The 19352-nt window shown below is 67.9% G+C and carries 20 protein-coding genes, 1 tRNA gene and 5 pseudogenes; 11 read left to right on the forward strand and 15 right to left on the reverse strand.

Annotated features, from left to right (window positions below; translation table 11 throughout):
* Positions 1–15: 15 nt before the first annotated feature.
* Positions 16–90: transfer RNA gene (locus ACFYYN_RS09780), tRNA-Val, on the forward strand.
* A 92-nt stretch (positions 91–182) separates the two neighbouring features.
* Here ACFYYN_RS09780 and ACFYYN_RS09785 read toward each other — a convergent pair.
* The 3 genes and pseudogenes from ACFYYN_RS09785 to ACFYYN_RS09795 all read right to left on the reverse strand — a co-directional run.
* Positions 183–1331: a tyrosine-type recombinase/integrase gene (locus ACFYYN_RS09785; RefSeq protein ID WP_500545347.1), complete on the reverse strand. Its 1149-nt coding sequence runs from the start codon at positions 1329–1331 to the stop codon at positions 183–185.
* Positions 1331–1543, reverse strand: a complete 213-nt coding sequence (locus ACFYYN_RS09790; protein WP_400802141.1) for a helix-turn-helix domain-containing protein — start codon at positions 1541–1543, stop codon at positions 1331–1333. The genes ACFYYN_RS09785 and ACFYYN_RS09790 overlap by 1 nt, the downstream gene beginning before the upstream one ends.
* A pseudogene (locus ACFYYN_RS09795) lies at positions 1540–2593 on the reverse strand (replication initiator); the annotation flags it as partial. The pseudogene ACFYYN_RS09795 and the gene ACFYYN_RS09790, both read right to left, overlap by 4 nt.
* A 64-nt stretch (positions 2594–2657) precedes the next feature.
* Between ACFYYN_RS09795 and ACFYYN_RS09800 the strand changes: the two are divergent.
* From ACFYYN_RS09800 to ACFYYN_RS09815, 4 genes and pseudogenes are all read left to right on the forward strand, one after another.
* On the forward strand, positions 2658–3275 hold the full coding sequence (locus ACFYYN_RS09800) for a DUF4145 domain-containing protein (RefSeq protein WP_500545348.1): 618 nt from the start codon (positions 2658–2660) through the stop codon (positions 3273–3275).
* A 70-nt stretch (positions 3276–3345) separates the two neighbouring features.
* Positions 3346–4797, forward strand: a complete 1452-nt coding sequence (locus tag ACFYYN_RS09805) for a P-loop ATPase, Sll1717 family (RefSeq protein ID WP_500545349.1) — start codon at positions 3346–3348, stop codon at positions 4795–4797.
* A 413-nt stretch (positions 4798–5210) separates the two neighbouring features.
* Positions 5211–6370: pseudogene (locus ACFYYN_RS09810) on the forward strand (IS3 family transposase).
* Between the two features lie 65 nt (positions 6371–6435).
* A pseudogene (locus ACFYYN_RS09815) lies at positions 6436–6573 on the forward strand (IS110 family transposase); the annotation flags it as partial.
* A gap of 260 nt (positions 6574–6833) precedes the next feature.
* Here the strand turns inward: ACFYYN_RS09815 and ACFYYN_RS09820 are convergent.
* From ACFYYN_RS09820 to ACFYYN_RS09830, 3 genes and pseudogenes are all read right to left on the reverse strand, one after another.
* On the reverse strand, positions 6834–6977 hold the full coding sequence (locus ACFYYN_RS09820) for an integrase (RefSeq protein WP_500545350.1): 144 nt from the start codon (positions 6975–6977) through the stop codon (positions 6834–6836).
* Positions 6978–7078: 101 nt separating this feature from the next.
* Positions 7079–7303, reverse strand: a pseudogene (locus ACFYYN_RS09825) (plasmid transfer protein); the annotation flags it as partial.
* A 3-nt stretch (positions 7304–7306) separates the two neighbouring features.
* Positions 7307–7657, reverse strand: a complete 351-nt coding sequence (locus tag ACFYYN_RS09830) for an SCO3933 family regulatory protein (protein WP_500545351.1) — start codon at positions 7655–7657, stop codon at positions 7307–7309.
* A gap of 156 nt (positions 7658–7813) precedes the next feature.
* Between ACFYYN_RS09830 and ACFYYN_RS09835 the strand changes: the two genes are divergently transcribed.
* From ACFYYN_RS09835 to ACFYYN_RS09850, 4 genes are read left to right on the forward strand one after another with little or no spacing between them, the layout of a single operon-like run.
* Positions 7814–8551: an XRE family transcriptional regulator gene (locus ACFYYN_RS09835; RefSeq protein ID WP_500545352.1), complete on the forward strand. Its 738-nt coding sequence runs from the start codon at positions 7814–7816 to the stop codon at positions 8549–8551.
* Positions 8548–8901 carry a hypothetical protein gene (locus ACFYYN_RS09840; RefSeq protein WP_500545353.1) on the forward strand — a complete coding sequence of 118 codons (354 nt, stop codon included), beginning with the start codon at positions 8548–8550 and terminating at the stop codon, positions 8899–8901. Before ACFYYN_RS09835 ends, ACFYYN_RS09840 begins: the two co-directional genes overlap by 4 nt.
* 9 nt (positions 8902–8910) lie before the next feature.
* Positions 8911–9384 carry a YxiG-like protein gene (locus ACFYYN_RS09845; RefSeq protein WP_500545354.1) on the forward strand — a complete coding sequence of 158 codons (474 nt, stop codon included), beginning with the start codon at positions 8911–8913 and terminating at the stop codon, positions 9382–9384.
* A gap of 32 nt (positions 9385–9416) precedes the next feature.
* Positions 9417–9764, forward strand: coding sequence for an NUDIX hydrolase (locus ACFYYN_RS09850; RefSeq protein ID WP_500545355.1), 348 nt, complete (start codon positions 9417–9419; stop codon positions 9762–9764).
* Between the two features lie 6 nt (positions 9765–9770).
* On the opposite strand, the gene ACFYYN_RS09855 is transcribed toward ACFYYN_RS09850, so the two are convergent.
* The 5 genes and pseudogenes from ACFYYN_RS09855 to ACFYYN_RS09875 form a co-directional block, all read right to left on the reverse strand.
* Positions 9771–10079 (reverse strand): hypothetical protein, encoded by a 309-nt coding sequence (locus ACFYYN_RS09855; protein ID WP_500545356.1) that lies wholly within the window; start codon positions 10077–10079, stop codon positions 9771–9773.
* Between the two features lie 65 nt (positions 10080–10144).
* Positions 10145–10618, reverse strand: coding sequence for a VOC family protein (locus ACFYYN_RS09860; RefSeq protein ID WP_500545357.1), 474 nt, complete (start codon positions 10616–10618; stop codon positions 10145–10147).
* Between the two features lie 258 nt (positions 10619–10876).
* A complete protein-coding gene (locus ACFYYN_RS09865) occupies positions 10877–12040 on the reverse strand; it encodes a substrate-binding domain-containing protein (protein ID WP_500545493.1) in 1164 nt (387 codons plus the stop codon).
* Between the two features lie 62 nt (positions 12041–12102).
* Positions 12103–13101: pseudogene (locus ACFYYN_RS09870) on the reverse strand (substrate-binding domain-containing protein); the annotation flags it as partial.
* Positions 13102–13182: 81 nt separating this feature from the next.
* Positions 13183–13971 (reverse strand): aminoglycoside phosphotransferase, encoded by a 789-nt coding sequence (locus tag ACFYYN_RS09875; protein ID WP_500545358.1) that lies wholly within the window; start codon positions 13969–13971, stop codon positions 13183–13185.
* Positions 13972–14275: 304 nt separating this feature from the next.
* On the opposite strand from ACFYYN_RS09875, the gene ACFYYN_RS09880 reads away from it, so the two are divergent.
* The gene (locus ACFYYN_RS09880) at positions 14276–15289 is read left to right on the forward strand and encodes a DUF1259 domain-containing protein (RefSeq protein WP_500322163.1); all 1014 of its coding nucleotides are present in this window, start codon (positions 14276–14278) and stop codon (positions 15287–15289) included.
* A gap of 132 nt (positions 15290–15421) precedes the next feature.
* Entirely contained in the window at positions 15422–15742 is a 321-nt protein-coding gene (locus ACFYYN_RS09885) for a hypothetical protein (RefSeq protein WP_500545359.1), read from the forward strand.
* A gap of 76 nt (positions 15743–15818) precedes the next feature.
* Here the strand turns inward: ACFYYN_RS09885 and ACFYYN_RS09890 are convergent, their stop codons facing one another.
* The 4 genes from ACFYYN_RS09890 to ACFYYN_RS09905 form a co-directional block, all read right to left on the reverse strand.
* Positions 15819–17015, reverse strand: coding sequence for an NAD(P)/FAD-dependent oxidoreductase (locus ACFYYN_RS09890; RefSeq protein ID WP_500545360.1), 1197 nt, complete (start codon positions 17013–17015; stop codon positions 15819–15821).
* Between the two features lie 98 nt (positions 17016–17113).
* A complete protein-coding gene (locus tag ACFYYN_RS09895) occupies positions 17114–18067 on the reverse strand; it encodes an RNA polymerase sigma-70 factor (protein WP_500545361.1) in 954 nt (317 codons plus the stop codon).
* 33 nt (positions 18068–18100) lie between these two features.
* A complete protein-coding gene (locus ACFYYN_RS09900; protein WP_500369875.1) occupies positions 18101–18505 on the reverse strand; it encodes a RidA family protein in 405 nt (134 codons plus the stop codon).
* Positions 18506–18690: 185 nt separating this feature from the next.
* Positions 18691–18981, reverse strand: coding sequence for a hypothetical protein (locus tag ACFYYN_RS09905; RefSeq protein ID WP_500545363.1), 291 nt, complete (start codon positions 18979–18981; stop codon positions 18691–18693).
* Positions 18982–19352 lie beyond the last annotated feature (371 nt).

Consider the following 19352-nt stretch of genomic DNA (forward strand, 5'->3'; position numbering starts at 1 on the left):
TTTCGCGTGTCCAGCGGGCGTGTAGCTCAGCGGTAGAGCGCTGCCCTTACAAGGCAGATGTCGGCGGTTCGAAACCGTCCACGCCCACCAGCCCCAGCGCATGGCAAAGGCCCAGGTCGTCCGGTATGAGTCCGGAAACCTGGGCCTTGATCTTTTGCCCCTCGTGAGGGCCGCCGTGCCACTCACGTGCCAGAAAGTCCACCGGAATCCACACCGGAGTCCGTCCCCTTGACCCGCCGGATCTGGTCGTCCACGTGCCCCGCGATCTCGTGATCGCGGCCGTTGACGAGGTGCTGATAGATCAGCGCGGCCCGCACCGACGAGTGCCCCATGCGATGCATCAGCTCTCGCGTGGAGGCCCCGCCCGTCGCGGCGAGGGTGTTCCCGGTGTGCCGCAGATCGTAGAAGTGGACGTCCCCGAGGCTGGCCGTAGCGATGGCCCGCAGCCAGATGCGCCGAAAGTTGTTCCGCCGCAACACTCCCCCGCGCGGGCCGACGAAGACCCGACCCGTGCGCCCTGGCTCGGCGTAGTCGGCGAGATGCGCCACCAGCTCCGCGGTGAGCGAGGCGGGGAACGCCACAGTGCGCACGCCGGCTGCGGACTTGGGGGCCTTGACCGTCAGTCCGTCCGACCGGGTCTCGGCGACCGACCGGCGGACCGAGATGGTGCGTCGCTCCAGGTCCACGTCCCACCGCTGGAGGCCGGCCAGCTCCCCGAAGCGCAGCGCGGTGAAGGCCGCCAGCAGGATCATCACCCGGTAGCGCGCGGGCACGGCGTCCGCGAGCCGGAAGACCTCCGCCACCGACAGGAACGGGCGCTCGGCACTCGGTGCGGTGGCACCACCCTTGATCCGGCACGGATTGCGCTGGACCAGGCCGTCGTCCACGGCGGTGTTCATGATGGCGCGGAGGATCTGATAGGCCTTGGCGACGGTCGCCCCGCCCACACCTTGGTCAAGGAGGGTCGTCCGCCAACGCCGGACCTGCGGGGTGGTGATGTCCCTCAGCGGCACAGTGCGGAAGGTCGGCAGGATGTGCAAGTACAGCGCGCTGCCGTTCCGTTCGCGGGTCGTGGCCGCGTAGTCCCGATCCTTGAACCAGCTCTCGGCGTACTCACCGAACGCGATCTTGACGTCGGGGTTCTGCCAGTCACCGTCGAGGATCTTGGCCTCTTGCTTCACCAGCCAGCGGTCCGCATCGGTCTGACTGGCGAAGGTCTTGTCCGCCGTCCGCATCAGCCCGTCCGGGCCCCGGTAACGGGCCTGGAAACGCCCCGAAGGCAGCTTCCGCACCGACCCGAAGCGACGGCGGCGCCCCTTGGAGTTCGCCATCAGGCCACCGCCTTCAGCCGCGCCGTGCCGCTCGTGACCGGCTGGACCGTGTGATCCGCAATGAAGGCTTCGACCGCGCTCTCGGGGATGCGGACGTGGCGGCCGACCTTGACGAACGTGATGCGGCGCTCGGCGATCAGCCGACGCGGGAAGCGCACCGAGGTCCCGAGCATCTCGGCCACCTGGTCCACGCTGAGGTATCGATCCTTCATACTGCGGCTCCTTCCAGGGCCAGTTGATCGTGCAGGGCTTCGCGGGCGGTTTCGCGGTTGAGCCGGAGGTCCCGGGCGATGGACGCGGCGAGGGCGGATTCGCCGGGGGTGTGGCCGTGGCCGGCGTATTGCCAGTCGGCCAGGACCAGGACGGTGTCCGGCTCGATGTCCTCCAGGCCGAGGTCCGCGTGTTCTTGGGCGGCGCGGTAGTCGGCGCGTTCCTGGCGCAGCGCGCCGAGGGTGGTGGAGTAGGCGCGGGATTTGGTGGAGAAGTGGCCGCGGAAGCCGAGCATGTGTGCCCAGGCCCACAGGCGCCGGTCGGGGTAGAGGTCGTCGAGGTCGCGGCAGGCTTGGATGAGGCGGCGGGCGTGGTCGGGCACCTGGTAGCGGTCGAGCTCCGTCAGTTCGCCTATGCGGCGGTCGAGGGTGCCGGTGTTCTCTGCGGCTTTGGTGGCGTACTTGGCGACGTAGGACGCGACGGCTTGTTCGGTGATGTCCGAGCCGTCGCCGAACGCCTTGACTGGGCTGACGTCGAGCTGAGTGCCCCAGCGGAAGGGTCCGGGCAGGTTGGTCACCGGCGGCCGGGACGCTGACGCTCGTGTAGCCGTGGTGGGCGGCGGCGCGGATGGAGTCTTCCAGTAACTGCGTGGTGGCCCAGGCCGGTGGCTCGGTGTCGGGACCTTCGGGGCCGTCGAGGCGGATGACGGCGTGGAAGTGGACGGCACCGCGCTTTTGGAATTCGGCGACCTTGCCGAAGGAGACCCGCAGGACGTCTGCCATGGCGCGTTGGGTGAGGCCGGCGCGGGCGGCGATCTCGCGGCGGAGCCGGTTGGTGAAGCGCTGCCACAGCTGCCCGGCGTGGTTGTTGAACAGCACCGCCCCCGCGTAGTCGTACATGGCCGGGTCGATCGCAGTACCGAGGGCCAGGTCGCCAGCGGAGTGCTGGGTGTCGCAGCGGCAGCGGCCGGTGTCGGGCCGGTTGTGGACGCGCCCGAACAACCTGGGCTGGGGCCGGGCATGCCACCGGCCAACCCGCTTCACCGTCCTACGGAGTCCGCGATCAACTTCCGGCATGCGGCAGGTGCTACCCAACATAGGCCGGTAGCCTCACTCCATGACGAGCACGATGTGTGGATGGTGCGGCCGAGTGGCCAACATGCGTCCGTTGAGCGAAACCATCTTTCAGGGTGGAGAAGAGTTTCAGCGAGAAACATACTCTCAAGCCCATGAATGCGATCACTGCAGAAAGCTTCTCATCAGGTATGGATACATGGATGGAGGAGAGCCTGAGCAGTGGTTGCCTAGGACAGGGGCACACAAGGAATTTCCCGACGTACCTATCGAAATTGCATCGCTCGCCATAGAGGCCCACGACTGCCTATCCGTTAATGCAGGCAGAGGGGCAGTAATCCTTGCCCGAGCCGTAATTGAAGCCACGGCCAAGGACAAGGGAATTACGAACGGAAGCCTGTACGCAAAGATTGACCAACTTCACGCCTCCGGCCTCATTCGAGAGCATATCAAAGAGGCCGCACATGAGGTTCGAATGGGCGGAAATGATGTGGCGCACGGCGATATTCTGAACGGCCCGTTCTCTCGCGAGGAAACAGCAGAGATCCTAACATTGATGGACGAGGTCCTTCTCGAAGTCTACCAATCTCCGGCCCGCGTAGAGCGCGCTCGCCAGCAGCGCCTAAACCGCCAACAGAGTCCAGTAAATCCGCAATCTTGAATCTACCTGAACACTCAAGATAATTATCCGGTCCTCGACGCCACGCAGCCAACATGGGGAGTGTCTTGTCATGGTAGCCAGCGATTTTCGTAAGTTTGACTTCGGATATGCTGATTCAGTTCGTGAATTCAGTCGATCTCCGCGGCTACTACGGGAGGGCTACTACGATCTTGGCAGGATCGAAGAAAGCGTAATAAATTCGCACGAATTCCTGATTCTCGGCTATAAGGGGTCCGGAAAATCAGCAATTGGTGGGCGATTGCAACTGATTGCGCAGGACTCGCCAGCCCGGTACTCCGCTCCAGCGCCAATTCATGTAGATCGACTCTCCCTCAAGGAGTTTAGGGGAATCGTTCCGGAGGCGATTGACCCTCACATTCGCCATAAATGGGTCTGGGAGCTACATCTGTTGATTCACATTGTGTCCCAGTTGACTCAAGATGCTCAGGCAGAAAAAAAGCACAGAGAGAGTATCAGCGCTGCCCACGAGCAACTCAAGAAAGCAGGTGTTACACCACAAAGCCCGGCAGCAATGAAACGGCTGCGCACGAGTAACGTCGACACGACTGACACTTTGCTGCAATCATCGGGTACCAGACGAAGCACCGACGCAAGTAGGCTCGAAGACTGGATTCTCTACCTAAAGCACGAGGTCTCGTCCTTTAGAAGCTCGCGACAGCACTACGTCTTTATTGACGGGCTGGACGATGCCTCTATCGTCCAAGAAGGCAGAGCAGCGTTGCTCGGTGGCCTCATTCAAGCCGCAGCCGACCTTAATGATATGTTCGTGACGGTCCAGAGCCCGGTCAAAATTATTGTCTGCTGTCGGACCGATTTGTACGCCCGCCTATCCCTTCCCCGGGCAGGAAAGATTCGCCGCGATGACGGGCTGGAGTTGAACTGGTATCAGAATACGCGAGATTATCGAGCGACCCACCTTGTCCGACTGGCTAATCTTCGCGCAAAACTGGTAGATCCCAACTGCTCCAATGTGTTCGACGAGTTCCTCCCTGAACGGATCTCGAATAGAGGTGCTATTGAGTTTCTCTTGCTGCAAACACGCCACACTCCAAGAGATCTGCTCCAGCTCCTCAAGATCATCCAAGGGCACGTAGAACAACCCGGCCCAATCCCGGAGCCCGTCATCTTGGCGGGCGTCGCCGAATATTCTGGCAGTTACTTCATCGGAGAGATGAGGGATGCCCTCTCGACCTACTTCCAGCAAGAAGAGATCCGACGTATCGAAGAACTGCTTGGCACATTGCGTAAGCGGCAATTCTCACATCAAGAACTTGTCGACGTAGTGCAGCGCGACCACCGCTTCAAGGGGAAAGTTGACCCCGAAAAGATTCTATCCGCAATGTTTGATAGCGGATTCCTGGGCAATGTAACTTCAGGCGGCCCCGCTGGCGGCTATGAGCAATACTTCAGATTCAAATTTCGAAACCCTCAGGCCGCCTTGGTCTATGACGACGCAATGCAGCTACATCCGGGGCTCTGGAAGACCTTCAATGTGGCTTGATCGCCGCAGTCTGTGACGTGAAGGGTCCCCCGCCTACGACGGCAGCATACTGCCTGCCCGGAAGCCCACCGGCGTCAACGCGCGCCATAGTCGTGTCACTTCGGGTAGTCAGTCACGTCAACATCGATTCGACGCAGGCGAGCTGGGGACCCTTCCAAGCGGCTGTGACCCACATACCCTCAACAGCCCTAACCAACAGGCTTACAAGGCAAATGTCAGTGGTTCGAAACGTGCATGGCAAAGGCCCAGGTAAACCGGTATCACTCCGGGTGCCTGGGCCTTGATCTTTTGCCTTGGGCACAGCGACATCCTTCCCACCCGCCCCACAGGGCAAGCCAGTTCAGATGACCTGCCCCCTCTCAGGTTCCAGTTCTGGTGGCTAACTGACAGCCCTTCACGGAAGGCTGGCAGCCATGCCTCGTCCCTATCCTCCGGAGTTCCGGGCGCGCGCCATCGCGCTCATCCGCGCCGGCAAGCAGGCCAGACAGACGGCGGTGGAGCTCGGCATCCATCCCGTCACGTTGTCGAAGTGGTTGCGGCAAGACGACATCGACAACGGGCGGCGACCGGGAACGCCGTCGAGCGAGTCTGCTGAGCTGCGGGCCGCTCGCCGGCGGATCCATGAGCTGGAAACCGAGCTGGCGATCGTCCGGCAGACGGCGAAGTTCCTCGGTGAGGACAAGCCGGCCCCAAAAGGCTCTACCCGGTGATCGACCGACTCGTCGATGCCGGGGCACCGGTCAACAGATGCTGCCGGATCCTTGGTGTCGCCCGGCAGAACTATTACAAGCACAAGCGCACACCGACCACTCCACGGCAGCTACGGCGAGACTGGCTGACCGGGCTGATCCGAGAGGTTCACGTCGCTTCCCGCGGAACTTACGGCTACCGCCGCATCCACGCCGAGCTCACCCTGGGCATGGGCATCCGGGTCTGCACCAGGACCGTGTCGGTGCTCATGACACAAGCCGGGATCCACGGCCTGCCCAGACCGGTGCGCATCAAGCGGCTGCGTGGCATCGTCACCGCCGAGGACCTGGTCAATCGCAAGTTCCATCGCTTGCGTCCCGACGAGCTGTGGGTCACCGACATCACGCAGCACCGCGCCAGGGAAGGGTGGGTGTACTGCGCGGCAGTCCTGGATGCGTTCAGCCGCAGGATCGTGGGCTGGTCCATCGACTCACGGCAGGACTCCACCCTCGTGGTCAACGCGCTGGACATGGCCATCCGCAACCGCCGCCCCGAGCCGGGCGGGATCGTTCACGCCGATCACGGCACCCAGTTCACCTCCTGGGTCTTCGGCGAACGGATCCGCTCCGCCGGCCTCCTGCCGCCATTCGGCACCGTCGGGGACGGCCTGGACAACGCGATGATGGAGTCATTCTGGTCCTCCATGCAGATCGAGCTGCTCAACCGCAAGCGCTGGAAGACCCGGGTCGAACTGGCCAACGCGATCTTCGAGTACATCGAGATCTTCTACAACCGCCAGAGACGACATTCAGCACTGGGCTACCGCACCCCGATCGAGTACGAGCTACTCTCCGCACAAGACACCGTCCCCGCCGCCAGTTAGCCACCGCAGCTGGAACCCAAACTGTGGGGCAGGTCAAGATGTCACCCGATCGTGCAGCAGACCCATACGTTGCCCGCCGCACCGCCGAAGGCCTGTCCAAGAGGGACATCCTGCGCTGCCTCAAACGCTTCATCGCCCGCGAGGTCTACCACCACCTCACCCAGCGAACCACCCGCGCAACGGCCACATTGCACGATGCTTGACGCTCTATAGGAGCTTCATCAACGTCAGCGGCTACCTGCAGAGCAAGGCGACCGGAGACCGAAGAGAGACCGCCCGTGTAGGCGCCCTTTGCCAGTCCGTAAGAAGCCTGGCCCGAACTTACAAGGCAGATGTCGGCGGTTCGAAACCGTCTACGCCCACCAGCCCCAGCCCCAGCGCATGGCAAAGGCCCAGGTCATCCGGCATGGCTCCGGAAACCCGAGCCTTGATCATTTGCCTCCTGTGAGGGCCGCCGTGCCACTCACGTGCCAGATGGATCGGCGCCGGGCCCCTTCACCCGCCGGATCTGGTCGTCCACGTGCCCCGCGATCTCGTGGTCGCGGCCGTCGACGAGGTGCTGATAGATCAGCGCGGCCCGCACCGACGAGTGCCCCGTGCGACGCATCAGCTCCCGCGTGGAAGGCCCGCCCGTCGCGGCGAGGGTGCTGCCGGTGTGCCGCCGATCGTGGAAGTGAACGTCACCGAGGCCGGCCGTGCCGATTGCACCCGCGACCCCGGCACGGGGCGGTTGGCGGCCCGGGCGAGCGCCAGGCGCCAGCGGGACGGGGGGACGGTCAGCCCGCAGGCGTCCATCACCGAGCTGTAGCGGACGGCCACCCGGAGCAGCGCGAGCGAGACCCCGAAGGTCAGCCAGTACCAGGCGGGACGCCGCCACCGCAGAATCAGGGCGATGGCGACGACCAGCAGCAGCGCGACCGTTAAGCGGGTCATGGGTCAGGCCGCCTTCACAGCGCCGGCGGCGAGCGAGGTGACCGCGACCGCGCGGAAGCTGATCCCGTGGCGGCGCTGGCCGTTGAACTCGTTCTCCCACGGCCGGGCCACCAGACCGGTCAGCGCGACGGGCGTGCCCATCACCAGGTCACCCGAGATGCCCGACTCCGGGACGGCCACTGCCAGGATCTCGGCCTCGCCGTTCGCCGCGAACATCACGTCGACGGTCATCATCGTCGCGCCGGTCTCGGCATCCGTGGCGATCTCACCGGTACGGCGGTCGCGGATCTTCGGCTGGGGTGCCTGGGCCACCATCACGGTGGCGGCGGAGGTGTCCACGGGAATCTGACGCATCGTCTGTCTCCTGTGGGAGTAGGCGTTCCGCCGTCGTTCGGCGGTGACATCAGGAGACCGCGAGAGGTAGTGGACGCCTCACGGTCCGTATGGACGTTTGGGGACGCCTGAACTATCGTCAAAACGTCGCTAGCGTCCTCTCAGGAGGGCACGACGATGGCGAACGAACGGCTACGCGCGGCGATTTCGGCAAAGGACGAGACCATCCAGTCCGTGGCGGACCACGTCGGCGTTGATCCCAAAAGCGTGGAGCGCTGGATCACCACCAACCGCACACCCCACCGCGGCCACCGCTGGAAAGCGGCGAGTTTCCTCGGTGTCGACGAGGTCTACATGTGGCCGTCGGTCCAGAAACAGGCCGAGACGGCGAGCACATCCGAGCTGATCACGTACTACCCGCACCGCGGAGCGGTCCCGGCGGCCCTGTGGTCATCGCTGATCGAGCAGGCCACCAGCCACGTCGAGATCCTGGTCTACGCAGGGCTGTTCCTCTTCGACAGCCACCCCGACCTCCCCGACCTGCTGGCGCAGAAAGCCGCCGCTGGCGCCCAGGTGCGGATACTGCTGGGCGACCCGGACTCGGAAGCAGTCCGCCAGCGCGGCGATGAGGAGGGGATCGGCGGGGACCTGGCCACGCGAGCCCGGATCACGCGCCGCTACCTCGAACCGACCATGACCACCCCAGGCGTGGAGGTCAGGTCGCACGACACGATCCTCTACAACTCCAGCTACCGCTTCGACGACGACGTCCTGGTCAACCCGCACGTCCTCGGAGCTCCCGCCGGCCAGAACCCGGTCCTGCACTTCCGCTACCTGCCCGGCGCCCGTACCTTCCGGCACTACATGCGCAGCTTCGACTACGCATGGGAGCGCGGGACTCCCGCCGTCCGATGACCGCCGACCTGCCCCTGTTTGCCGACGTGTTCCCGGAGCTGGCCGCCGACATCCTGCGTCTCCTTGAGCCGGATGGAGGGGTTCTCAGCGAACAGATCCCAACGCTGCGGTACTACGGCGTATGCACCTGCTCGGCCACCTGCCGCAACCTTCTGACGTCACCCCAAGGCTCGCCCACTCCCTACATCTGCCCACTGGAGGAGGACGGCGAAGTGGTGATCTGGCTCAACCTCGACCCGACCGGAACCGCCATCGTCGACATCGAGATCCTGGACGGGAGATCGCTGCAGCCGCAGTACCGGCCAGCACCGTCGGATACCTCACTGCGGAGAGCTGATCACGTGAGGTAGAACGGCGGCATGGACGTCGCTGAACTGGAACGACTGCTGGATGAGGCCTTCGATCACGCGGTCGTGCACCATGGATACACCGACTACATGCGCGACTACGAAGTCATCGTCTACATGACTGCGGATCCTCGAACCGGCATCGAGCCGGGCCATCGGAGGTACCTCTTCAGGTACTGCGTCGAGGCGCGATGCGAGTCTTCTGTGCCGCCCGAGACTTGGCGTTCCTCTCTCGACGACCGCCTCATCGACCACGAGACGGCTGCCAACCTCGATGGTTATGTCTGGGGCGTCAAGTGGCATTGCATGTACCCGGGCGCGTCGATTCTCCCTGAGTCAGAAGCGGCTCTTCGTTGGTCCCGAGCCACCGGGCTCGACTTTCATGAGGTCTGCATCGAGACGAACGTGCACCGTCTCACCCTGCTCTTCTCTGACTTGCGCGTCAGTGAGGTTCCGACCGGATACGCCCCCTTCATCACGGACTGAAGGAGGCAGGTCGTATGTGTGAGGCTCGCCGCATGGCCCGCGTCGACTACTTCAACGACCAAGCACCCCGAAGGCGAACAGCATCGTGCCCTCGGTCACGGCGGTCGCGTTCAACGAGGCCGGGGAGATCTTGCTTGTCCACTCCAGGCGGAGGCGTCGACGTCAGGGAGTCCGCGCTGGCCGCAGCCGTGAGGGAGATGAAGGAAGAGACCGGGTTCGATGTAGAGGTGACCGGCTTGATCGGCATCTACACCAACTCGGATCACGTCATGGCCTACGACGACGGCGAGGTACGGCAGCAGTTCTCCATTTGCTTCCGCGCCCGCATCACCGGCGGCAAGATCCGCACCAGCAGCGAAAGCAAGGAAGTGGCTCCATAGCCGGCCCTACTCGGCGTCCTGTGCCTCGATCAGGTCGAGGTCGCGGACGCAGAAGCCGTGGTGCTCGAAGGTCTCGTTGAGCACCGTACCGAGGCACTGCCGCACCGAGCGGCCCCGGGCGTACGGCGGCCAGACATCGTCGTCGGGCACCGGCGCTCGCGCTGCGAGCTGCACAGCGGTGACCTCGTCCAGCCAGGCCTCGAGCTCGGCGGCCTGTGCGTCACGCACGCTCACGATCTCGTCGAGGGCCGGATCGAGCGAGAGGTCCAGCCCGTGCGCTCCACGGTAGGGCTCGACGGTCGTCCCGTTGCCCATCGGCGTGAACTAGCGCGGATGCCGTGCCACCGTCGTGCCGGAGCGGGCAGCGGGAAGTCCAAAGGTCAGGCCGGGGTGTCGGCGTCGCGGGTGGTGGAGTCCGCGAACGCCTCGGGGCCCTGCTCCGCCGCTGCCGGATCCATCCACATGACCTGCCAGCCATGGCCGTCGAGGTCGAAGAAGCTGCGTGAGTACATGAAGCCGTGGTCCTCGGCGGCATCCGCCTCGGAGCCGCCCGCCGCGAGTGCGGCGACGCTGACCGTGTCGACCTCATCGCGGGACGGCACGCTGAAGCAGTACAACGCCAGCGTGTGCGTGGTGGGGTCGGCCATCGGCAGTTTCGCGAACTCCGCGAACTTCCCGCGGCTGAGCAGCATGACGAAGGCCTGCTCGCCGACCAGCATGCAGACTGCGGACTCGTCGGTGAACTGCGGGTTGAAGCCGAACCCGAGCTTGGCGAAGAACGCCTTGCTGAGTTCGAGGTCCGCTACGGGGAGGTTCACGAACAGCATGCGGCCGGGGTGTGCGGGATTCGTCATGGTGGGTCTCCAGTCGGCGGCTCGATGGCGTGCGTACTGGGAGACCGGCCTGGCCGGCGGAACTCATCGGTGTACCTTCGCCGGCTACCCGAACAGCAGACGCGGCCGCTTGGACACCTTCGCCCATCAGCCGCTGGAACGGCCGGGTCTCCCACTGCCTGCCAACGCCCGACACCGGCTGACGGCCGCCCGGAGCATGCCCGGTGGGCGTGCGGTGAGAACCGCACCGGCGGCCGTCAGCTCTCCAGCGGATGGGGATCAGATGACGGTCAGCGTCAGGACCGCCGTGTACGTGCCGGGGGGCGTGGAGGTCGGGGCGTCGAAGTCGAGCCCGGCCCCGGCATCCGCGGTGCCGGGGCCGATGCCGGTGGCCAGCGTCCGGGACTCCTTGAGCCCGTTGCCGTCGCCGGGTACGACCGGGGCGCCCGGCGTGATGGACGGGACATTGCCACGGTCGGCGATCGCGGCGGCCCAGGTCAGGCTGCTCCCGTCGATGGTGCTTCCGGCCGGGCCGGTGAAGTCGCCGACCTGGCCGGAGACCGTCCAGCCGACGTTGCCGGCGCGGGTGTCGGTGACGGTGACCGGGGTCATCTGCCCCGAGGCGTGGAGGAACTCGCCCGACGGGTCGAGCACCGGACCGGGCAACTCGACGTGCGGGTCGCCCGCGACGGAGATCAGCAGCGCCCCGGGTTCGAGGGTCGTCGTGATCGACTGCGACCGGCCGCCGGGGGCGGTGCCGTCGCACGGAGTGCTGCCCACCCGGTCGCAGGGGGACGGGTAAGGGGCCGTCAGGGCGAGCGTGTTGGTCCCGTCGGTGGAGAAGGTGGGGTTGTGGCAGCTCTTGATGTCGATACTCTGGACGTCCACGCCGGGAATCCTGCGGACCTGGTTCAGGCCCGCCTGCACGAGGTTGACGGGCAGCGGCGAGTAGCCCAGTTCGTCCACGTGCTGCTGCCCCTGGCAGAGGAAGTAGTAGGCGAAGGCACCGAGGGATTCGCCCTTCTGAAGGGTGAAGTTGCGCTCCACTTTGGTCGGGACGATCGCGTAGCTGTAGCCGGAGAGCGGATAGGCGCGCGGGTCCGTGCTGTTGTAGACGTCGTCAAGGACCTGCGTGAGGTAGCCGGGCGAGGAACTGTCCTCGTTGGTCCGCGCCTTCAGCAGCGCGATCGCCACGTTCTGCGCGGTGGGCGCGACGTAGTACCCGGCCTTGTTGAGCACCTTGGCGACCGGGGACCTGGTGGTGAGTGCCGCGTGAGAGTACTCGACGTAGGTGATGGTGCCCACGTTGCGGGACTGCGCCACATAGCCGGAGACGCCGTTCGAGCCTGCCTGGCGGACGAAGGTGCTGCCCGGCACGACCGGGTAGACCGACGCCGTCCCGCAGGGGTGCTGCGGCCCGCCCGGCGGCAGTAGTCGTCCCACGGCGACGGGTACTGCTTGCTCATCCAGGTGCTGAACTGCGCTGTGCTGCCGGAGCTGTCGGAGCGCACCACCGGGACGACCGGGCGGGCGGGCAGCGTGGAGGCGAGCGCGGGGTTGTCGGCCTTGATGGCGGGATCGTCCCAGGTCGTGATCTGTCCGGTGAAGATCTTGGAGATGACCTCGCCGGACAGCCGTAGGTCGGTGACGCGCCGGCCGCCGATGGTGAGGTTGTACATGAACGACGTACCACCAGCCACGATCGGCATGTAGGCGTACGTGCGGGACGGCGGCGGGTCGGCGACGCCGGAGTCCTCGAGGCCGTAGGGGATGTCGGAGACGGCGAAGTCCACGGTGCCGTTGCGGAACTGGTTGCGGCCGTCCGACGAGCCCGTGCCGCTGTAGGTCACGCGCATGTCGTACTGCTGGACGTCGGCCTGCCACTGGTCGAGCGCGTTCTGGCTCCAGGTCGACCCGGCGCCCGCGATCGGCACGTGTGTCGCGGCGGTCGCCGGGGTGGCGCCGAACAAGAGGGCGGCGAGGAGGCAGAGGGCGGTGACGATTCCCGGGCGGGCGAGGAGTGCCGGAGGCGGGCCGTGCATGGCGGGTGACTCCTGGTCGGTGTGGGTGAGTGCGGGCCGTGGTGGTGGGGCGGTTGCTCGGTGGCCTGGGCGGTGCCCGGAGGACCTGAGGCGGGCTCGCCTGCTCATGCGTGCTCGACGTCCCGGCGCGGGCCTGCACGGACCGGTGCCGTTGATCGCCGACCGCTTCCCATGAACCGTCGTCCCCCCCTGTCGCCGGGCACGGTGTCCGTGCCCGCAGCGCGATCGACGGCCGCCCCCTGAGCCTTGATCGCATCGCGTAAGAATGCGCGGATCGCCGCAACCCGGGGCGACAGCCCGGTGAAGGACGGACAGCGAACGCACCAACGCCGAGGGCCGTGCTGATCGGGGTTGCTGACGGCGTGCCGCGAAGTCGGGCATGGCAGGTGACGGGATCCGCCCGCCCCGAGCGGCTGGGTGAGGAAACGGAACGCCACGCCGCCGGCGAGGTGGCCGGGCCATGCCGCGGTCACGTCAACGCTGCTGCTGGCGGAGGGGGTTCACATCGGTTCCTGGGCACTGCGCAAGGCGACCGCGGCTCGGTCAGCCGCTTCGGTGCCGGGGCCACGCCGCGGCCGCGGTCTGCATCGTGGCCGTCCACTCGCTCGGGGAGTCGCCGGCGATCTCGTCCCAGAGCCGGTGCTGCGCTCGCGCGAACGCGTCGAGCCCGGGTGCCGGGGCGGCGGCGAACGCGGGGTGCTCGGCCGACAACTGCTCTGCCTGCTCGGGAGTGTGGCCGGAGGCGATGAGCCAGATGGCCCACAGGGCGGGGTCGATCCACCCGGCGCCTCGGGCGGCCCAGGCCCAGTCGACGAGCCGGGCCCGTCCGGCGATGAGGACGTTGTGCAGGTTCCAGTCGGTGTGGAGCAGCCGGTCCCCGGTGAACAGCCCGGCGTCGTCGCCGGCGTGGGCCCGCATGCGGTCCGGCATGGTCCTGAGCGGCAGGTCGGGCAGCGGCAGGGCCGCGAGGGTGCGCATCGCGTCGGCGACGAGGGCCAGGTGGGGTGAGCCGGGGGCGTAGTCGGCGTGGGGGCCGTCGAGGTCCTCGAAGCCGAGGAGGTCCCAGCCCGCGCACCGGGTGTGCCAGAGGAGGGCCGGAGCCAGCGGCGTGACGTGCGGGGCGATGGCCGCTTCGCGTTCCTGCGTCCAGGCCCGTGGATGCCCGAGCCGCAGTCCCTTGACGAAGACGGCGCCCGTCGCCGTACGGATACGGGCCGCGACTTCCGAATTGAGGCCCGTCGGGACCGACTCGGCTTCCAGCACGGGCCCGGTGTGCTCCTCGATGACGGCCAAGGCGTCGGCGGGGACCTCGGCGAAGCGGTGCGTCGGCATGGTCGGAGGGTCCCAGAACGGGCCGGAGGGGGGCCACGCCGTGCACACGGCACGGCTTCCCTCGGTGACGGTCCGTGGCAGGGTTCGCCGGCCGGGCCCGCTGCACTGCGCCAGTCGGTCGAGCATGCGGAGCGTCGTGGCGCAGTTGGGGGGCCGCCAGGCGTGGCCGGGGCGGGCGTACGGGCTCCGTCGGCGGGCCTGCTCACCCGTTTGCCGACGGGCGCTTCACCCACCTGGCCGCAGTGCTGGCGGTGCTGGGGTCTGTCCGTGGCTCGTCGTGCTTCCATCCCGTCAGGAGGCACACATGATGCGTGAGGACCGACAGCAGGACACCCACCCGCAGGCGGGTGCGTCACGGCGGCATCTGCTCGCCGCGGCCACTCTGGCGCCGATGCTGGGCGGGGCGATCTCCGCGTGCGCGCCAACCGGAACGTCGAAACAGCACAACCACCCGTCGGTCATGCCCGTGCGCACCGCTCTGACGGACTGGAAGGACGTGTCCGTCGCGCTCGGGCGGACGGGCGACATCAGGCGCGAGTTCATGTACCACACGGGTCTGCCGCGCCGGGACCTCAAGGTGGTCTCGCAGGGCGTCACCGTCAAACCGGGGCTCGCCCTGGGCTCGCACGTGTCCTTCGTCCGCTACGCCGACGGGAACACGCTGCTGATGGGCGACGTGGTGGTCACCGAGAAGGAGATGCAGTCGTTCGCCGACGTGCTGCACGAGCGCAAGATCGAGCAGACGGCGATCCACAAGCACCTGCTCTCGCAGGACCCGGAGATCTGGTGGGTCCACGTCCACGCGCACGGCAAGGACCCCGTGGCCATCGCCACGGGGCTGCGTGCGGCGCTCGACCGGACCGGCGCCCCGCCGCCGGGACGGCCGGACCACACCGTGCCGCGCAAGCTCGACATGGACGTCGCCACCATCGACAAGGTGATGGGCATCAAGGGCGGCATCGACGACGGGGTCTACAAGAACACCTTCGTGCGCCGGGAGACCATCACCGACGCCGGTATGGTCCTGCCGCCGGGCCTCGGATCCACCAGTGCGATCAACTACCAGCCGCTGGGCAACGGCCGCGCCGCGGTCAGCGGCGACTGCGCCATGATCGCCAGCGAGGTCCAGGACGTCCTGGCGGCCCTCAGGCGTGCCGGGTGCCAACTCGTGGAGCTGCACAACCACGGGCTGACGGACGAACCGCGGCTCTTCTTCGTCCACTTCTGGGCCGTCGGTGACGCGGTCAAGCTCGCCAAGGGGATCCGGAAGGCGTTGGACGCCACCAACGTCAAGGGGATGGCGGTGGAGATCGGCTGACGCCCGGCCAGCAGCGGGTACGGGAGGCCCGACCGCCGCTCCGCGCGGGAAGTCCGTTGCGGCTGCGGCGGTCGGCTCTGCCCGCCTTCGTTGTACCGTCTCCACGGACGATCACGGGGAGGGGCGACGGGGATGACCGGACGGTGGTGCACCGCCCTGGGCGTGAATCTGCTGCTGGGGATCCCGGGAGTGGTGCCGATGTGGATGCTCTGGTACCTCGCCGCGAACTGGCCGCTCGCCGACCTGGGTCTGACCGTGCGGGAGCCGACGGAGAACGACGGCATCCTGCCCGGGCTGCTGCTCTTCGGGCCGGTCGTGCTCCTCTACGCCGTGCTCTGGTGGGTGGCCAACCGGCCCCTCGCCGTCCGGACGGCGCTGTCCGCACGCACCTACTGGCTGCTCAGCGTCCTGGGCACGTTGCTGCCGACGGCGGCGCTGATCGCCAGCTCCTGATCCCCCGGCCGCACGCAGCGCCGCAGTCCCGCCGCGGGGCGGCTCCCCCGCGGCGGGACGGCGCGTGCGGTGCGGGTCAGGCAGGCGTCCGGACCGCGGGTCCGGACGGGGCGGGCCGGGGGGTGACGCGGCGGCGGCGGGTGGGCAGGCCCATCGTCGGGTTGGCGACGCCCCAGGCGGCGCCCTTGCAGACCAGTTCCTTGTAGAGGGCGGCGAGCCGTCCGGTCAGGGCCGCGCTGACCGCGCGGTCGTCGGCGGTGACGTACTGGATCAGGCCTTCCTTGCGGCCGAGCGAGATGCACTGGTTGAAGTACCGCAGTGGGGTGTTGGGGAGCTTGCCGCCGGTCAGGCGGGCCGCGATGGCGTCGGCGGCCTGCCAGGCGGTGGGGATGCCCGAGGCGCACGACATCCGCAGCGGCTTGTCGCCGGGGCCCATCGCCAGGGCGGCGTCGCCGATGGCGTAGACGTCCGGGTGGGAGACCGAGCGCATGGTGCCGTCGACCACGATCCGGCCGGTGCCGGTCGTCTCCAGGGTGGTGGCCCCGGCGATCGGGTGGACGGCGAAGCCGGTGGTCCACACGGTGACCGCGGCCGGGACGGAGGTGCCGTCGGCGGTGGTGACGTGGTCGGCCGCCACGGCGGTGACGGTGGTGTGCTCGTGCACGGTGATGCCGAGCCGGTCGACGACCTTGCGCAGGTGCCGGGCGCCCTTGGCGGAGAGCCAGTCGCCGAGGCCGCCGTGGGCGGCGAGGGCGACGGCGAGGTCCGGGCGGGCCTCGGCGATCTCGGTCGCGGCCTCCAGGCCGGTGAGGCCGCCGCCGACCACGAGCACGGGCCGTCCGGCGTCCAGGGCGGCCAGGCGCTCGCGCACCCGCAGTGCCCCGGGGCGGCCGGCGATCTCGTGGGCGTGCTCGGCGGCGCCGGGGACGCCCTGGTCCTTCCAGCCGCTGCCGAGGGCGTAGACGAGGGTGTCGTACGTCAGTTCCCCGGCGCCGTCCGCGCCGTGGACGGCGACGGTCCTGCGGTCGGGGTCGACGCCGGTGACCTTCGCCGCCTTCAGTTCGACGCCGGTGCCCGCGAACATCTCGCCGAGGGGCCGGGTGGTGAGGTCCTGGCCGGTCGCGAGCTGGTGCATCCGGACGCGCTCGACGAAGTCGGGCTCCGCGTTGACGAGGGTGATGGCGACGTCCTCGCGGTGCAGCCGCCTGGCGAGGCGCCCGGCGGCGCTGGCTCCGGTGTATCCGGCTCCGAGGACGACGATGCGGTGCTGCATGTCCTGGCTCCTGTCTTCTCTCCAGCGGGTTCGCCCCTTGAACCGGGCGGCCCGCCGTTTCCTGACAGGAACGCGATGTGAAGCACGTCACACCGGGGTCAGAAGGCGTGGAGCAGGGGTTCCCCGTGGTCGCCGGCCGCCCATCGCCCGGTCGCGCGCCGGAGCTTGTCGGGGTTGACCTGGTTGCGTACGGCGGCGATGCCCTCGGCGGTGACCTCCAGGCACATGACGCCGACGACCCGGCCGTCGACGACCGCCACGACGGCGGGGCCGCCGTTGGCGGTCGTCGCGTGGATCTCGGCCGAGCCGCCGACCAGGGCACGCTTGGCCGTGCCGGGCTTGAACAGGCCCCGCAGGAACTTCGCGACGGCGAGCGCGCCTTCGAACGCCTTCGCGCGGGCCGGGACCTTCCCGCCGCCGTCGCCGACCGCGACGACGTCCTGGGTGAGCAGCCGCACGAGCGGCTCCGTCCGGCCGCTGGTGGCGGCCGCCAGGAACTCCTCGACGACCCGCCGGGTGGCCGCCTCGTCGACCTCGGTACCGGCCTTGCGGGCCTTGCCGTCCGCGATGTGCTTCCTGGCGCGGTGGTGGATCTGCTGGCTGGCGGCCTCGGTGATGTCGAGGATCCCGGCGATCTCGCGGTGCGGGTAGTCGAAGGCCTCCCGCAGCACGTACACCGCGCGCTCGTTGGGGCTGAGGCGCTCCAGCAGGACGAGGACCGCGTACGAGACGGATTCGCGCTGTTCGGCGGTGTCGGCCGGGCCGAGCATCGGGTCACCGGCGAGCAGCGGTTCGGGGAGCCACTGGCCCACGTAGGTCTCGCGCCGGGCCCGGGCCGAGGTCAGCTGGTTGAGGCACAGGTTGGTGAGCACCTTGGTCAGCCACGCCTCGGGGACGTCGATGCGGTCGACGTCGACGGCCTGCCAGCGCAGGAAGGTCTCCTGCACGGCGTCCTCGGCCTCGCTCGCGGAGCCGAGGAGCCGGTAGGCGACGGCCTCCAGGCGCGGCCTGGAGGCCTCGAACCGGTCCACGTCGTGCAGGGTCAGGGCCATGGCCCGGATCCTAGCCCCGCGTCCGGTGTCCGGTCAGTGGGTGATGTCGAGGCGGACGACCGCGCCGATCTCCACGAGCTGGTCGGGCAGGGCCAGGTCGGACACGCCCATGACGGTGCTGGTGGGGCGGTGGTCGCCGCAGTAGGCGGCGTGCAGGCGGGCGACGGTGTCGAAGTGGTCGCGCAGGCCCCTGACCAGGACGGTGGTCTCGACGATCTGGTCGCGGCCGGCGCCGAAGTGCTCCAGCACGCGGTCGAGGTTGTCGAGGGTCGTGCTCATCTGGAGCTCGAAGTCGCCGGTCCCGATGAAGGTTCCGGCGCTGTCGTGGGACAACTGCCCCGAGATGTAGAGCGTGTCGCCGGCCTGTACGGCCTGGCTGTACCCGTAGAGCGATTCCCACGGCATGCCGAAGTTGAATTCCCTGGACCGGACGGTCACGGTGCTCTCCTCGTCGTCGACTGGACCGGCCCCGCGTGGACGGGGCCGACAGCTGAGACCGGAGCCGTCGTGGGGGTGTGACAGGAGCGGGGCGAGGGCGGCCCGCCGGCCGGAAGTCCCGCGGCGGTTCGCCACGGGACTTCCGGCCGGTCGGGGTGTGCCGCGGTCGGTGGGGCGGGGAGCCCTCAGCGGAACGGGAAGTACCCGCCGAAGCCGCCGACGGGGACGGCCACGGGGACGACGACGACGGGGACGAAACCGCCGTAGAAGTTGTTGCCGTAGAACCCGTTGCCGCGGAAGCCGCCGATGCCGCCGAAGCCGCCGCCGCCGCCCTGGACGTAGCTGGTCGGGGCCGTCTGGAGGGCTGAGGTCGTGATCTGTGGTGCCGCGTCGGCGGTGCCCGCCGCGACGACGGCGAGCAACGGTGCCGCCAGCGCTGCGGCGACAGTCCGGCGGACGGTGATGTTTGCACGCATGTCAATCTCCTTCGTACGTGAAGATTGGTGGACAACGGCCGTGCCATTTCCGACCGTCGTCGAACCGGCTTCGTGTGCCTGGAGCCGGTAGGACGAGGGCCACGTGACCCACGCGTTCTCGCTCACCGGGCAGGGACGCCGTGATGCAAGGCGGCAAACGCCGAGGACATGACCGTGACACGGGTGGGGCCCGTAGTCAAAAGAAAGCGCCGCGGCGCAGCGCCGCGGCGGGCGCTTCTTCGCAGGTCAGCGGCTATGCGAGGGCGCTGTGGGAAATCTTCCGGGCGCCGGGGGCGGGCGTTCACCCACCGGCGGCCCTTGGCCAGGACCCGGGGGTCACGGTCACCCTCCGTCGCCGGCGGTCCGGCCCG

It is taken from the genome of Streptomyces sp. NPDC001902 (assembly GCF_042891295.1).
Taxonomy (GTDB): Bacteria; Actinomycetota; Actinomycetes; order Streptomycetales; family Streptomycetaceae; genus Actinacidiphila.